The organism is Streptomyces sp. NPDC050287, from assembly GCF_044459385.1.
GTDB lineage: Bacteria > Actinomycetota > Actinomycetes > Streptomycetales > Streptomycetaceae > Streptomyces.
The window spans coordinates 186,920-201,856 of sequence record NZ_JBITIY010000013.1; the positions used below are offsets into that span (position 1 = coordinate 186,920).

The window sequence follows — 14,937 nt, forward strand, 5'->3', positions numbered from 1 at the left end:
TCCGGCCCCGGCTCCGGGCAAGCTGGTGAAGCCCGCCGAGTACACCCCCGTACCCTTGTCCCGTGAGCAGCAGCCCCGCCCCCGATGCCCTTCTCGGTCCCGCCGACGTCCGTGAACTCGCGGGTGCGCTCGGTGTGCGCCCCACCAAGCAGCGCGGTCAGAACTTCGTGATCGACGCGAACACGGTCCGCCGTATCGTCCGTACCGCCGGTGTCCGGCCCGACGACGTGGTGGTGGAGGTCGGCCCGGGACTCGGCTCGCTCACCCTCGCGCTGCTGGAGGCGGCCGACCGGGTCGTCGCCGTCGAGATCGACGACGTGCTGGCCGGCGCGCTGCCCGCGACGATCGCGGCGCGGATGCCGCGGCGGGCGGACCGGTTCGCGCTGGTGCACTCCGATGCGATGCACGTGACCGAGCTGCCGGGCCCGCCCCCGACCGCGCTGGTGGCGAACCTGCCGTACAACGTGGCCGTACCGGTGCTGCTGCACATGCTCGAGACCTTCCCGGGCATCGAGCGCACCCTCGTGATGGTGCAGGCGGAGGTCGCCGACCGGCTCGCCGCGCCGCCCGGCTCGAAGGTGTACGGCGTCCCGTCCGTGAAGGCCAACTGGTACGCCGAGGTCAAGCGGGCCGGGTCCATCGGCCGCACCGTGTTCTGGCCCGCGCCGAACGTCGACAGCGGGCTGGTCTCGCTGGTGCGGCGGTCCGAACCGATCAAGACGTCGGCGTCGAGGCGCGAGGTGTTCGCCGTCGTGGACGCAGCTTTCGCCCAGCGCCGCAAGACCCTGCGGGCCGCGCTGGCCGGCTGGGCGGGTTCCGCCGCGGCGGCCGAGGCGGCCCTCGTCGCCGCCGGTGTCTCGCCGCAGGCGCGCGGCGAGGCCCTCACGGTCGAGGAGTTCGCGCGGATCGCCGAGAACCGGGTCGTCGAGAGCCGGGTCGCCGAGAGCCGGGTCGCCGAGAAGCGGGGCGCCGAGAACCGGGTCGTCGATGCCGGTGGCCCCGAGAACGGCGTCACGGAGAGCGGCGCCCCCGAGAACCGTGTCGCCCAGCGCGAGGAGCCCGGTCAGTGAGCGTGAGCGTCACCGTACGCGTCCCCGCCAAGGTCAATGTCCAGCTCGCGGTGGGTGCCGCCCGGGCCGACGGGTTTCACGACCTGGCCAACGTCTTCCTCGCGGTCGGCCTGTACGACGAGGTGACGGTGACCCCGGCCGACGAACTGCGCGTCACCTGCGCGGGGCCGGACGCCGGGCAGGTGCCCCTGGACCGTACGAATCTCGCGGCGCGGGCGGCGCTCGCGCTCGCCGAGCGCCGTGGACTGGAGGGCCGGGAAGCCGCCGTCCACCTCCACATCGCCAAGGACATCCCGGTGGCCGGCGGCATGGCGGGCGGCAGCGCGGACGGCGCCGGGGCGCTGCTGGCCTGCGACACGCTGTGGGGCACGCACGCCTCCCGCGAGGAACTCCTCGACATCTGCGCCGAGTTGGGCAGCGACGTGCCGTTCAGCCTGGTCGGCGGGGCGGCGCTCGGCACCGGGCGCGGGGAGAAACTGCGCACGCTCGACGTCGGCGGGACCTTCCACTGGGTGTTCGCGATGGCGGAGCGCGGACTGTCGACGCCGGCCGTGTTCCGCGAGTTCGACCGGCTGGCCGAGGGCCTTGACGTGCCCGAGCCGGTCGCGTCCCAGGAACTGCTCGACGCCCTCGCCAAGGGCGACCCCGACGCGCTCGCCGCCGCCGTCTCCAACGACCTCCAGCCCGCCGCCCTGTCCCTGTTCCCGGAGCTCGCCGACACCCTCGCGGCCGGCCGGGCCGCCGGTGCCCTCGCCGCGCTGGTCTCCGGCTCGGGGCCGACCACGGCGTTCCTCGCGCGGGAGGCCGAGTCGGCGGCGGAGGTGGCCGAGGCGCTGCGGGCGTCGGGTACCTGCCGGACGGTGCGTACGGCGTGCGGGCCGGCGCCGGGTGCGACGGTGGTGACCCAGGGCGCGGCGACCGTGCCGACGGGGCCCTGACCGCCGGCCGGCCTCCCGCCGGCTTCCTGCCCGGCCTCGGGCCGGCTGCCCACCTGGCCTCGGGCCGGCCTCCCGCTCGCGGCCCGCTGCCGGTCGGGGAGTGGGGCGGGGAGCGGGTGGGGGAGCGGCCGGGGAGTGGGTGGGGGAACGGGTCGGGGATGTGCGCCTGCCCCGGCGACTACCCTGGAGGGTCGATCGTCCCCCCTGTCAGGAGAGAAATGGCCGTCAATCTGGTCAATGTCGAGAACGTCAGCAAGGTGTACGGCACTCGTGCCCTCCTCGACGGCGTGTCCCTCGGCGTCTCCGAGGGGGACCGGATCGGCGTGGTCGGGCGCAACGGCGACGGCAAGACCACCCTGATCCGGATGCTCGCCAAGCTGGAGGAGACCGACACCGGCCGTGTCACGCACTCCGGCGGACTGCGCCTGGGCGTGCTCACGCAGCACGACTCCCTCGACCCTGCCGCCACCGTCCGGCACGAGGTCATCCGGGACCTCGCCGACCACGAGTGGGCCGGAAACGCGAAGATCAGGGACGTACTCACCGGGCTGTTCGGCGGGCTGGACCTGCCGGGCTTCCCGCAGGGGCTCGACACCGTCATCGGGCCGCTCTCCGGCGGTGAGCGCCGCCGGATCGCGCTCGCCAAGCTGCTCATCGACGAGCAGGACCTGATCGTCCTCGACGAGCCCACCAACCACCTCGACGTCGAGGGCATCTCCTGGCTGGCCAGGCACCTGCGCGAGCGTCGCTCCGCGCTCGTCTGCGTCACCCACGACCGGTGGTTCCTCGACCAGGTCTGCACCCGCATGTGGGACGTGCAGAAGGGCGTCGTCCACGAGTACGAGGGCGGCTACTCCGACTACGTCTTCGCGCGCGCGGAGCGGGAGCGGATCGCCGCCACGGAGGAGACCAAGCGGCAGAACCTGGTCCGCAAGGAGCTCGCCTGGCTGCGGCGCGGCGCCCCCGCCCGGACGTCCAAGCCGCGCTTCCGTGTCGAGGCCGCCAACGAGCTCATCGCGGACGTACCGCCGCCCCGGGACAGCAGCGAGCTGATGAAGTTCGCCTCCTCGCGGCTCGGGAAGACCGTGTTCGACCTGGAGGACGTCACCGTCCAGGCCGGCCCCAAGGTGCTGCTCAAGCACGTCACCTGGCAGCTCGGCCCCGGCGACCGGATCGGCCTGGTCGGGGTGAACGGCGCCGGGAAGACCTCCCTGCTGCGGGCCATGGCCGAGGCGGCGTGGACCGAGGGCGAGACCCAGCCCGTCGGCGGCCGCGTCTCGGTGGGCAGGACGGTCAAGCTCGCCTACCTCTCCCAGGAGGTCGGCGAACTCGACCCCGGCCTGCGGGTGCTGGAGGCCGTGCAGCAGGTGCGTGAGCGGGTCGACCTCGGCAAGGGGCGCGAGATGACCGCCGGGCAGCTGTGCGAGACGTTCGGGTTCAACAAGGAGAAGCAGTGGACGCCGGTCGGCGACCTGTCGGGTGGTGAGCGGCGCCGGCTCCAGCTCCTTCGGCTCCTCATGGACGAACCCAACGTCCTCTTCCTCGACGAGCCCACCAACGACCTCGACATCGAGACGCTGACCCAGCTGGAGGACGTCCTCGACAGCTGGCCCGGCTCCATGATCGTGATCTCCCACGACCGGTTCTTCGTCGAGCGCACCACCGACCGCGTCTTCGCCCTCCTCGGCGACGCCACGCTGCGGATGCTGCCGCGCGGGATCGACGAGTACCTGGAACGGCGCCGCCGCATGGAGGAGGCCGCGGCCGCCGCCTCGGCTCCGGCGCCGGTCGCCCAGAAGGGTGGCGTCCCGGAGAAGAGCGCCGCCGACCAGCGCGCCGCCAAGAAGGAACTCCAGAAGATCGAACGGCAGTTGGACAAGATCTCCGAGAAGGAGACCAAGCTGCACGCACGGATCGCGGAGAACGCCACCGACTTCGCGAAGGTGGCCGAACTCGACGCCGAGCTGCGGGACTTGGCCGGCGAGCGGGACGAACTCGAACTGCGGTGGCTGGAACTCGCCGACGACGCGTGAAGGGCGCGTGAAGGCGCGTAACGACGGCATCACGGGCCGGTTCTCCCTTGGGAACAGGGGCTGAACCGGCCCGGTGCGTTGTCGGTCCCGAGTGATACAAAGGGCCGTCTGAGATCTTTCTGAGTACGACTCTGAGTCCGTTACGTACCTCAGGGCGTGGCTAAAAATCAGTGATTGAACGGGGGAACACGCTGATGACGCAGCCGCCCAACCAGCCGTCGCAGGGCGGCTTCGGAGCGCCGCAGGACCCACCGCCACACGGCGGATCCGAAGCCTCGCAGGACCGACCGCCGCAGCCACAGCAACCACCGCAGGGGCAAGTGCCGCCGCCAGGCAGTGGTTTCGGGGCACCGCCGGCCCCGACGCCTCCGATGCCTCCGCAGGGGCCACCGCCCTCCGCCGGCCCGCAGCCCGGTTACGGGTATCCCCAACAGCCGCCCGCCGCCCCGCAGTCGGGGCCCTACGCGCAACCGGGGCCCTACGCGCAACCGGGGCCCTACGCCCAACCGGGTCCGTACGGTGCGCCCCAGCCCGGTCCCTACGACCAGCCCGGATCGTACGGCCAGTCCGGTCCGTACGGGCATCCGCAGCAGCCGGGTCCGTACGCGCAGCCGCAGGGATACGGCTATCCACCGCAGCCCCGGTTCCCGGGCGCGCCCGGCACCGCGCCGGCCGGCTCCGGCGGCCGTCCCAAGGGGAGGACGGCCCTCGTCATCGGGGCCGCCGTGGCCGCACTGCTGGTCATCGGCGGGACCGTGTTCGTGGCCACCAGAGGCGGTGACGACGACAAGAAGCCGGTCGCTCAGCAGAGCGACGACTCCAAGCCCACCGCGACCGGCACCGACGGCCCGGTCAACCCCGGTGACGGCAGCGGTGCCGGCGGCGAGGACCCGGAGAACCTCAACGAGGGCCGGAAGGCCGGCGAGGCGAAGGTGCTCTGGTACAAGGAGGCACCGGACGCGCCCGCCGACGGTGCCGAGGCCCCCGGGATGTGGATCACCGACAAGACCGCGGTGAAGGCGGCGTACAAGCAGCTCGTCGCCTACAACGTCGGGGACGGCGCACCGACCTGGGACCCCATCACCTTCCCGCAGAAGATCTGCGGGGTCACACCGCAGAAGACGTCCGACGACAAGATCGTCGTCGCGTACATGAGCGGCACCAGCGACCGCGCCAAGTGCAACCTGCTCCAGCAGATCGACCTGAACACCGGGAAGAAGGGCTGGACCGGCAAGGTCGAGGACGGCGCGCTGTTCGACAGCACCCTCCAGATCGAACTGACCGTCAGCGGCAACACCCTGATGGTCGGCCGCTCCCAGTCAGGCACCGCGTACGACGTCCGCACCGGTAAGAAGCTGTTCGACAAGAAGAGGTACGGCAGCGCCTGCTTCCCGGGCGCGTTCGCGGGCGGTGCGCGGCTGATCGCCGTCTCGTCCTGCGCCGCCGGCCAGGCCACCGAGCACGACGAGGTCCAGGAGCTGGATCCGGTGACCGGCAAGGCCAAGTGGACCCAGAAGTTCGACAAGGGGTGGACGGTCTCGCGGATCTACTCCGTCGACCCGCTGATCGTCTACAGCACCAACGAGGACAAGAAGGCGTGGAACATCTCCACCCTCACCGCCACCGGCACCTTCCGCTCCCAGGTCCGCTTCGACGAGGACTTCGCCCCCTCCTGCGGCCTGGCCCTCCTCGCCAGTGACCTGCAGGGCTGCGAGGGCGTCGCGGCCGACGCGAACACGCTGTACCTGCCCACCGAGGCGACCAACGGGCCGAACGAGATCGTCGCGGTCGACCTCGCCACCGGCAAGGAGAAGTGGCGCGTCAAGTCGCCGACGGACGAGTCGATGCTCCCGGTCAAGGTCGAGGGCGGCAAGCTCATCGCCTATGTGGAGCCGTCGTACTCCGCGGGCGGCCGGATCGTGTCGATCGCGACGGGCGGCAGCGGGCACACGCCGGCCAAGCTGCTGCAGAACCCGCAGGGGACCGCGCAGATCGAGAGCGGCTTCTACTCGAAGGACATCGACTGGGTCGACGGGCGGTTCTACCTCTCGACCAAGCGGCTGTCCGGAAACGAGGACACGAAGGAGAAGTTGATGCTCGCCTACGGCAAGTGACCGTTCCTTCCCGTTCGTTGTCGCCCTCTGTCTGCCGTCGTCCCCGCCATCGAGGTACCCACGTCATGACTCAGCCGCCTCCTCCGCCTCCCAATCAGCCACCGCAGCAGGGCGGGTTCGGGCCGCCTCAGGGCCAGCCGCCGCAGACACCTCCGGTGGCTCCGCAGACGCCTCCCGGATACGGCTACCCGCAACAGCCGCCTCCGCAGGCGCCCCCCGGCTACGGCTATCCCGGCCAGGCGCCCGACCCGTACGGCCGGCCGCCCGGTTACGGCTATCCGCAGCCGACCATGCCGTTGCAGCCGCAGCCCGGGCAGGGCGGCAAGGACGGCAAGGGGTCGCTCAACGCGCAGCTCGCGATCATCGCCGCCGCCGTCGTGGCGATCGCGCTGATCGTCGGCGGTGGCGTCTGGTACGCCTCCTCCTCCGGTGACGACAGCGCCAAGAAGGACGACACCGCGAACTCCACCGGCGGCTCCGCCGGTTCCGGCGGCAAGAACGACGGCAAGGGCACCGGCGGCGGCACCACGACGGCCACCGACCCGGTGGAGAAGGTGCCCGCGAACACCGCCTCCAAGGTCCTCTTCCAGGTCCCGGAACCCCCGGTCTCCAAGGACACCACGATCGCCACGGCCGGCTCCTGGCTCACCGACAAGGTGTACGCCAAGAGCGGCATCGCCGAGATCGTCGGCCACGACCCGGACAAGGGCACCAAACTGTGGACGATCAAGCTCCCCGGGCCGGTGTGCCAGGCCAGCCCCCACACCACCAACGACAACAGGACGGCGATCGTCTACGAGCCCGAGATGCCGACCAAGGCGGAGCCCTCGCACGGCTGCAGCCAGGTCGCGGCGATCGACCTCGACGCGGGCAGGAAGCTGTGGACGAAGACCGCCACCGCCGGTGACCAGGCGATCCGCTTCGACAACGTCACCGTCAGCGCGAACACGGTCGCCGTGGGCAGCGGCAACGGAGGCGCCGCGTTCGACCTCTCCACCGGCAAGCAGCTGTGGGCCCCCAAGCCGACCGACACCTGCTACGACGCCGGGTACGCGGGCGGCGCGAAGCTGGTGGCGGTGCGGCGGTGCGGTTCGTACGACGCGCCCCAGCTGCACATCCAGACCATCGACCCGAAGTCCGGCAAGGTGATCTCCGAGTACAAGATGTCCGAGGGCATCGCGTACGCCAGTGTCGTGTCGACCGATCCGCTGGTGGTGGCCGCCGACGTCGGCGAGGCCGCGAAGGACGGCAGCAGGATCTCGGACTTCTTCTCCATCGACAACAGGACCGGCAAGCTGCGTACCCGTATCTCCGCGCCGAGCGACCAGTACGCGGCCAGCTGCGGCGACATCACCGACGTCGAGGAATGCCACGAGATCGCGGTCGGCAACGACCGGCTCTATCTGCCGACCGAGGAGCACGACGGCAGCGGCGGCGCGCTCAGCCAGACCAACGAGATCGTCGCGATCGACCTCGCCACCGGCAAGCAGACCGGTCAACGCGCCGACGCGGGGGAGGACTACACGATCATGCCGTTGCGGATGGACGGCACCGACCTCCTCGCGTACAAGCGTCCGCCGTACGACAAGGGCGGTCAGATCGTCAGCATCGACGGGGGCTCCTTCAAGGAGACGAAGCTGCTGGAGAACCCTGCGACGGAGTCGGTGCGGGACGCGGAGACCCGCATGTCGCCGGACTACTCCGAGTTCCGGTACGGGCAGGGGCATCTGTACATGTCCTCGGTGCTCGCCAGTGATCTCGGGGGCTCGGAGGACAAGGAGTATCTGGTGCTTGCGTTCGGCGCGAGCTGAACCTGCCCGATGCCCTGTGGATACGGCCCCGTCCCTGCTCAGGGGCGGGGCCGGTCGCGTACCGCGCATCACCCTCGAATGCCGGGAAAGCCAGAAATTCCGTCGATCCGGGGCACTTATCACCGGTAGGGGAAGCGCGACGTCGAACAAGCGTGTAGCTTCCGGGGGCATGAAGGCGGGGGAGCCGGGAGGGGGCTTCTGTCCGTTCGGACCAGTGTGGGCATCCATAGTGGGGCATCGACAGTGGGCCCCCACCGTGGGCAGCCACTGTCGGTCCACGGAGATCCATTGGGGGGACTGGGGGGTTGCTCGATGGGAGTGCGGCTCATGGTGGTCGACGACCACCGACTGCTCGCCGAGGCGCTGGCCTCGGCGTTGAAACTGCGGGGGCACCGGGTGCTCGCCGCCGCGGCGCCTGCCGCGGGTGCGGCGGAGCTGGTGATCAGCCGGGCGCCGGAGGTGTGCCTGCTGGGGACGGCCACGCCGGCCGAGCCGGGGATGTTCGATCCGGTGGTGAGGATCAAGCGGGAGCGGCCGCAGGTCGCCGTGCTGGTGCTGGGGCCGGTCCCGAGCCCGCGCGGGATCGCGGCGGCCTTCGCCGCGGGCGCCTCCGGCTACGTACGGCACGACGAGCGCATCGAGGGGGTCGAGCGCGCGATCATGAAGGCCCGGGCGGGGGAGGCGGCGGTGGCGCCGCAACTGCTGCAAGGGGCGTTCAGCGAACTGCTGAACCCCGCGGCCCAGCCGGACGACGAGGGCCAGCGGCTGCTGCAGATGCTGACGCCCCGGGAGGTCGAGGTGCTGGTCCGGGTGGCCGACGGCGAGGACACGCGGCTGATCGCGGCGGGGATGGGGATAGCGCCGTCCACCGCGCGGACGCATGTGCAGCGGGTGCTGATGAAGCTGGGGGTGGGGTCGAGGCTGGAGGCGGCGGCGCTGGCGGCGCGGACGGGGTTGCTGGACCGGGCGGGGCCGTTGTCGGGCTCATTGCCTGAGGCGGGGGCGTCGTCGGGGCCGGCGTCCTAGCGGACGTCTTGCCGGCCGTCGGCGAGTGCGCTGGGCTCCGTCGCGGAAAGCCGGAGCCCTACCGCGAAGGTGCCGGTCCGCCTCGTCGCGCCGGCACCTCTGGCGGTGCGGGCGGACCCGCTGGGGCCGGAGCCCGCATGGAGGGGTTCGGGGTACGGACGGAGCGGGCGTATGGCCGGCGTCGTACACGATCCCGGGCCGCACGCCGCCGTACGTCGCAGCCTCGGCCTCGGCTTTGACCCCCTGGGTGCCCTCGGCGCCCGAGAAGGCGCCGCCGCAGGGAATGCCGGCCCTCGGTGAACGGCCCTGCCCTGTGTCTCCGCGCTGACGTCGGCTGTCTCGCGCGGCTCGCTGAACCGACGGGTGGTGCCGCCGGGCGGGACGCGGTCGGCCGAAGCCGGGCATCCGGCGAGCGGAAGAGAATTTCCGTTGACCAGCCCGTTACCTGCGCGGCATCACGGAGCAACGCCCGGGCCGTTCTCTGTACGCCATCGAGCGCCGATGTGGCGGCCCGCGCAGGAAGAGAACGCGATGACGGATACGGAGAACAGAGGGACGACGGCCGTGCCGGTCCCCGAGGAGTATTCACCCCGGCTCTACAACGAGGACCTTGCCCCGGCCACCGAGCGCAAATGGGGCGCCTTCAGCATCTTCAACGTCTGGACCTCCGACGTACACAGTCTGTACGGCTACTTCCTGGCCGCCAGCCTGTTCCTCGTCGCCGGGAACACCTTCAAGTTCCTCATCGGCATCGGCGTCGGCTCGCTGATCATCTACTGGCTGATGACCCTCATCGGCAAAGCGGGCGTGAAGACCGGAGTCCCCTACCCCGTCCTCGCCCGCGCCTCCTTCGGCACCTTCGGCGCCAACGTCCCGGCTCTCGTACGGGCTGTCGTCGCCACCTTCTGGTACGGCGCCCAGACCAGCGCTGCCGCGGGCGCCGTCGTCGCCTTCCTCATCCGGTACGACGGCCCGAAGCACCTGCACGAGACGAGTCACCTCTTCGGCCACAGCGGCCTGGAGGTGATCTGCTACCTCGGCGTCTGGGCCGCCCAGTTGCTGATCATCAGCAAGGGCATGGAGACGGTCCGCCGCTTCCAGGACTTCGCCGGCCCGGCGGTCTGGCTGATGATGCTGATCCTGGCCGTCGCCCTGTCGGTGAAGGCCGGCACGCTCTCCTTCTCCGTCGACATGCCCGCCAAGGACCTGGCGGCGCTGGCCAAGAACGCCACCGGCCTGGACGTGAGTCCGGGCTCGTTCGCCGCGATCGCGGCCATCGCCGCGACCTGGGTGACGTACTTCGCCGCCCTCTTCCTCAACTTCGGCGACTTCGCCCGGTTCGCGCCCGACGAGAAGACACTGCGCAAGGGCAACGTCTGGGGCCTGCCGGTCAACCTGATCCTGTTCTCCCTGGTCGCCGCCCTGACGACGGCCTCCGCCAGCAAGGTCTACGGCGAAGTCATCCTCGAACCGGCCGCCATCTCCGCGAAGTTCGACAGCGCGGCCCTGGTCCTGCTCGCGGCCCTCACCTTCGCGGTGGCGACCCTGGGCATCAACGTCGTCGCCAACTTCGTCAGCCCGGCCTTCGACTTCGCCAACGTCGCACCGAAGCACATCACCTTCCGGCGCGGCGGCCTCATCGCCGCCGTCGTCGCGCTGTGCCTCTACCCCCTCCACCCGTGGGACAACGCGCCGAGCTTCGTCAACGCCATCGGCTCGACGATGGGCCCGATCTTCGGCGTGATCGTCGTCGACTACTACCTGCTGCGGAAGGCCCAGCTGAACATCCCCGAGCTCTACAAGGAGGACGGGGAGTTCCGCTTCCAGGGCGGCTGGAACGTACGCGCCTTCGTGGCGGGCGGCATAGGCGCCGTCTTCTCCAGCATCCTGCCGGTGTACGGGCCCTCGGGATACGGGGCGACGCTCGGCCCGTACTCGTGGTTCATCGGGGTGCTGGTCGCCGGTGTGCTCTACCTCGCGGTGAGCGGGGCGAAGAGTCCGCTGGCCGCCCGGGTCGCCGAGTAGCTCCTGACGTACACATGGCCCCTCCTTCGGTGTCCGGTACCGAAGGAGGGGCCATGGGGATCAATCTGTGTCGGGCGGTCCGCTTCGTGAAAGCGCGAGGTCAGGGCAGCCGAAGCGGGCTATACCTGAGCCATACCGCCGTCGATGCAGAGTTCTGCACCTGTCATGAAACTGTTCTCGTCCGAGGCGAGAAACAGCGCACCATTGGCGATCTCCTCGGGAAGCCCGAGGCGGCCCATCGGGACGAGGGTACTCAAGTCGCCGAGGAGGGCACCCCGAGCGGAGTGACGGTGGCAGGGCGGGCTCAGCGCTGAACGAGGCGCGGCACTTCGCGATCTGTCGGCCCGCGGCCCGGCAGCACCCAGGTGTGCGTCCGCCGCCCCGTGGGAGCGCCCTGCCGATTTCGTACCTGATCCGCTTGCTTGCAGTGCACTCCAAGGCCATAGCGTTGAGACAGCTGAACCGAAAACCCGACGCGTCGACGCAACATCCCGCACGACCAACGGGAAGCGGCAAGTGGTAGACAACCAAGTGGTAGACAACCAATTCACAACGCATGCAGAACTATTCGATCTGCGCGGAAAGCGCGCGCTCGTCACCGGTGGCACCAGAGGCATCGGGATGATGATCGCGCGTGGCCTTCTCCAGGCGGGCGCCCGCGTGGTCATCAGCTCACGCAACGCAGAAGCGTGCGCTCAGGCGCAGGAACAGCTGTCCAAATTCGGTGAGGTGCGGGCCATCCCCGCCGACCTGTCCCGCCACGACGAGTGTCGGCGACTGTCCGACCTCGTCACCGCCGACTCGGAGCGTCTCGACATCCTCGTCAACAACGCGGGCGCCATGTGGGACGAGCCGCTGGCGACGTTCCCAGACGCGGCCTGGGACACGGTCGTCGACCTCAACCTGAAGTCGCCGTTCTGGCTGGTCCAGGCGTTGCTGCCCGCACTTCGCAGGGCGGGCACCGCCGACGATCCCGCGCGGATCATCAACATCGGCAGCATCGCCGCCATCCACATCCCCCAGCGGCCCAACTACTCGTACTCCAGCAGCAAGGCCGCACTGCATCAACTCACCAGAGTGCTCGCCAGGGAACTAGGACCGCAGCACGTCACCGTGAACGCCGTGGCGCCGGGACCGTTCCCGTCGCAGATGATGGCTGCAACCCTCGATGAGTTCGGCGAGGCGATCGCGGCGTCGGCCCCACTGCGCCGGATCGGCCGCGACGACGACATGGCGGGTGTCGCCGTGTTCCTCGCCAGCCGGGCAGGCGCATACCTGACGGGCGCCGTGATCCCCGTCGACGGCGGCATCGCCACAACCGCGTAGGCCGCCTGGGCGAGGACATCCCCTGCCTTCTGCTCACGGATGGTGACGGGTCCGCCTCCCGGCTCGCCGATCGGATCGAGAGCGTGCAGCTCGGCCTCGCCGACCGGTTTCTCGGCCGGACTCAGGACCTGCTTGCGGCGGGAGGAGTGGGGGACCGGGAACTGGGAGTGCCGGCGGAGCAGTTGGCGGACGCTCTCTCCGACACGCTGCTCATCGCCAGGTCGCGAGGCGCTCGGGTCGGGGGACAGCGGGTCGGCACTTCCGGGCGCAGTCATGGGTGTGTCGTCGTCCATGGGGCGAGCAGGCTGTAGGCCCGGAACCCGGCTGGGCGGAATGCAACTACGTCGTGGCCGACCTCCACGGCCCGCCCGGGCGGACGGGGTCTGACCCTCTGGGCGGAGGTGCTTGCCGACACCTCACGGGGAGCGGGTGGCGTCCGGTGACCTTCGCCGTCACCGCCGTACGGACAGGACAGCCGGCGGGGGCGCGGGCGGTACCGCGACTCCGTACCGCCCGCGCCGTTCCCGGTCCTCAGTCCCTCGACTCGTCCCCCGCACCCGCGTCCGGCGGCGGCGGAGCCGTCGGCCTCAGCTTCAGCCAGGCCAGGAAGAACACGCCCAGCGCCAGCATCGCCAGGCCCGTCCAGAGGTTGATGTTGATGCCCTGGGCCTTGTCTATGGCGGCGTCGTCGTCGGTGAGGCCGGCGATCGTGACGATGATGCCGTAGAGGACGAACAGGCCGCCGATGATGCGGCGGATGTCGAAGAGACGGGCGGCTGTCGCGGACTTGGTCTCCAGCTCGGAGACCTCGCGATGGACGTCCTTCTCGGAGTATCCGAAGTGCTCAGACATGGTCTCTCAATCCTCCCGCGCTCAGATCGAGAACGGGATGTAGCAGGCGGCCGCCAGGATCACCGCGCCCCAGCCCAGCAGGGCCGGCTTGCGGTACCAGGCGTCGTCGCCGACGGCGGGCGGTTCGTCCATGCCGGGGGAGCGGGTGCCGTAGACCAGGCCCTGGAGTTCCTCGGCCGGCTTCGGGGCCGTGAAGAGGGAGACGACGACCATGACCACCGCGCCCGCCACGAAGCCGGCGATCGCGGAGACGAAGTTGGCGCCCTGGTCGGAGGGGATGTCGATGATGCCCTGCTTGTAGATCCAGAAGTAGTTCACCATCGCGGTCACGGTGCCGGCGAGCAGGCCCCAGAAGCCGGACTTCGCGGACGCGCGCTTCCAGAACATGCCGACGATGAAGACCACGAACATCGGCACGTTGAAGAAGGAGAACAGCGTCTGGAGGTAGCTCATGATGTTGGAGAAGGACGAGGCGAGGAACGCCGTGCCCACCGAGGCGGTGACGCCGATCACCGTGATCAGGCGGCCGAAGCGGACGTAGTACGCGTCCTCGCGGCCCTTGACCACGTAGCGGCCCCAGATGTCGTTGGTGAACACCGTGTTGAAGGACGACACGTTCGCCGCCATGCCCGCCATGAACGCGGCGAGGAGGCCGGTCACCGCGATGCCGAGGACGCCGTTGGGCAGCAGTTGTTCCATGAGGTAGGGGATGGCGTCGTTGTACTGGAGGCCGGAGTCGGCGGTGCCGATCTTCGGGACCAGGACGGCGGCCACCAGACCCGGGATCATGACGAGGAAGACGATGAAGATCTTCGGGAACGCGGCGATGAGGGGGGTGCGCTGGGCCGCGGAGAGGTTCTTGGCGGACAGGGCGCGCTGGACCTCGGCGAAGTTGGTCGTCCAGTAGCCGAAGGAGAGGACGAAGCCGAGGCCGAGGACGATGGTGAGCCAGTTGGCGCCCAGCGGGTTGACGCTGCCGATGCCGGTGCCGCCCCACGCCGTGGTGAAGTTCGCGCCGTGGGTCTTGGTGAGGGAGTCGGTCAGGCCGTCCCAGCCGCCGACCTTCTTCAGGCCCAGGACGACGATGGGGATGAGGGCCGCCAGGATCACGAAGAACTGGAGGACCTCGTTGTAGATCGCCGAGGACAGGCCGCCGAGGGTGATGTAGGCCAGGACGAAGGCGCCGGCGACGACGATCGCCACCCACTGCGGCCAGCCGAGCAGGGCCTCCACGACGATCGCGAGGGCGTAGAGGTTGACACCGGCGATCAGGATGGCGGCGAAGGCGAACAGGACCGAGCTGAGGAGGTGTGCCCACTTGTCGAAGCGCAGGAGCAGCATCTCCGGGACCGAGCGCACCTTGCTGCCGTAGTAGAAGGGCATCATGACCAGGCCGAGGAAGACCATGGCGGGGATGGCGCCGATCCAGTACCAGTGCACGGTGTACGCGCCGTACTGCGCGCTGTTCGCGGCCATGCCGAGGATCTCGGTGGCGGCCAGGTTGGCCGAGATGAACGCGAGACCGGTGACCCAGGCGGGCAGGGAGCGGCCGGAGAGGAAGAAGTCGAGGCTGGTCTTCACCGAGCGGCGGGCCGCGAAGCCGATGCCCAGGACGACGACGAAGTAGATGCCGAGGATCGTGTAGTCGAGCCAGTTGGTCGGGAGCCGTAGTTCGGCTGCCAGGTTCACCGGTGCATATGTGGGGGTCTGCATATGTACTCGCTTCGTTGCGTGAACTGATC

Annotated in this window: 11 protein-coding genes; 8 read left to right on the forward strand and 3 right to left on the reverse strand. The window is 70.1% G+C overall.

Annotated features, from left to right (window positions below):
- Positions 1–62 precede the first annotated feature (62 nt).
- The 7 genes from rsmA (at position 63) to ACIBK3_RS36215 (ending at position 11,017) form a co-directional block, all read left to right on the forward strand.
- Positions 63–1,070: a 16S rRNA (adenine(1518)-N(6)/adenine(1519)-N(6))-dimethyltransferase RsmA gene (gene rsmA, locus ACIBK3_RS36185; RefSeq protein WP_399371926.1), complete on the forward strand. Its 1,008-nt coding sequence runs from the start codon at positions 63–65 to the stop codon at positions 1,068–1,070.
- 2 nt (positions 1,071–1,072) lie between these two features.
- Positions 1,073–2,008 carry a 4-(cytidine 5'-diphospho)-2-C-methyl-D-erythritol kinase gene (locus ACIBK3_RS36190; protein WP_399372026.1) on the forward strand — a complete coding sequence of 312 codons (936 nt, stop codon included), beginning with the start codon at positions 1,073–1,075 and terminating at the stop codon, positions 2,006–2,008.
- Positions 2,009–2,226: 218 nt separating this feature from the next.
- Positions 2,227–4,041, forward strand: coding sequence for an ABC-F family ATP-binding cassette domain-containing protein (locus ACIBK3_RS36195; RefSeq protein WP_399371928.1), 1,815 nt, complete (start codon positions 2,227–2,229; stop codon positions 4,039–4,041).
- Positions 4,042–4,235: 194 nt separating this feature from the next.
- Positions 4,236–6,155, forward strand: coding sequence for a PQQ-binding-like beta-propeller repeat protein (locus ACIBK3_RS36200; protein WP_399371929.1), 1,920 nt, complete (start codon positions 4,236–4,238; stop codon positions 6,153–6,155).
- A gap of 65 nt (positions 6,156–6,220) precedes the next feature.
- On the forward strand, positions 6,221–7,966 hold the full coding sequence (locus ACIBK3_RS36205; protein WP_399371930.1) for a PQQ-binding-like beta-propeller repeat protein: 1,746 nt from the start codon (positions 6,221–6,223) through the stop codon (positions 7,964–7,966).
- 312 nt (positions 7,967–8,278) lie between these two features.
- Positions 8,279–8,992 (forward strand): LuxR C-terminal-related transcriptional regulator, encoded by a 714-nt coding sequence (locus tag ACIBK3_RS36210; protein WP_399371931.1) that lies wholly within the window; start codon positions 8,279–8,281, stop codon positions 8,990–8,992.
- 531 nt (positions 8,993–9,523) lie between these two features.
- Entirely contained in the window at positions 9,524–11,017 is a 1,494-nt protein-coding gene (locus tag ACIBK3_RS36215; protein WP_399371933.1) for an NCS1 family nucleobase:cation symporter-1, read from the forward strand.
- Between the two features lie 119 nt (positions 11,018–11,136).
- Here the strand turns inward: ACIBK3_RS36215 and ACIBK3_RS36220 are convergent, their stop codons facing one another.
- Positions 11,137–11,634: an SDR family oxidoreductase gene (locus ACIBK3_RS36220; protein ID WP_399371934.1), complete on the reverse strand. Its 498-nt coding sequence runs from the start codon at positions 11,632–11,634 to the stop codon at positions 11,137–11,139.
- On the opposite strand from ACIBK3_RS36220, the gene ACIBK3_RS36225 reads away from it, so the two are divergent.
- Positions 11,549–12,343 (forward strand): SDR family oxidoreductase, encoded by a 795-nt coding sequence (locus ACIBK3_RS36225; protein ID WP_399371935.1) that lies wholly within the window; start codon positions 11,549–11,551, stop codon positions 12,341–12,343. The genes ACIBK3_RS36220 and ACIBK3_RS36225 overlap by 86 nt on opposite strands.
- A 531-nt stretch (positions 12,344–12,874) precedes the next feature.
- On the opposite strand, the gene ACIBK3_RS36230 is transcribed toward ACIBK3_RS36225, so the two are convergent.
- Positions 12,875–13,195 carry a hypothetical protein gene (locus ACIBK3_RS36230; RefSeq protein WP_399371936.1) on the reverse strand — a complete coding sequence of 107 codons (321 nt, stop codon included), beginning with the start codon at positions 13,193–13,195 and terminating at the stop codon, positions 12,875–12,877.
- Between the two features lie 21 nt (positions 13,196–13,216).
- Entirely contained in the window at positions 13,217–14,908 is a 1,692-nt protein-coding gene (locus ACIBK3_RS36235; protein WP_399371937.1) for a sodium:solute symporter family protein, read from the reverse strand.
- Between the last annotated feature and the right edge of the window lie 29 nt (positions 14,909–14,937).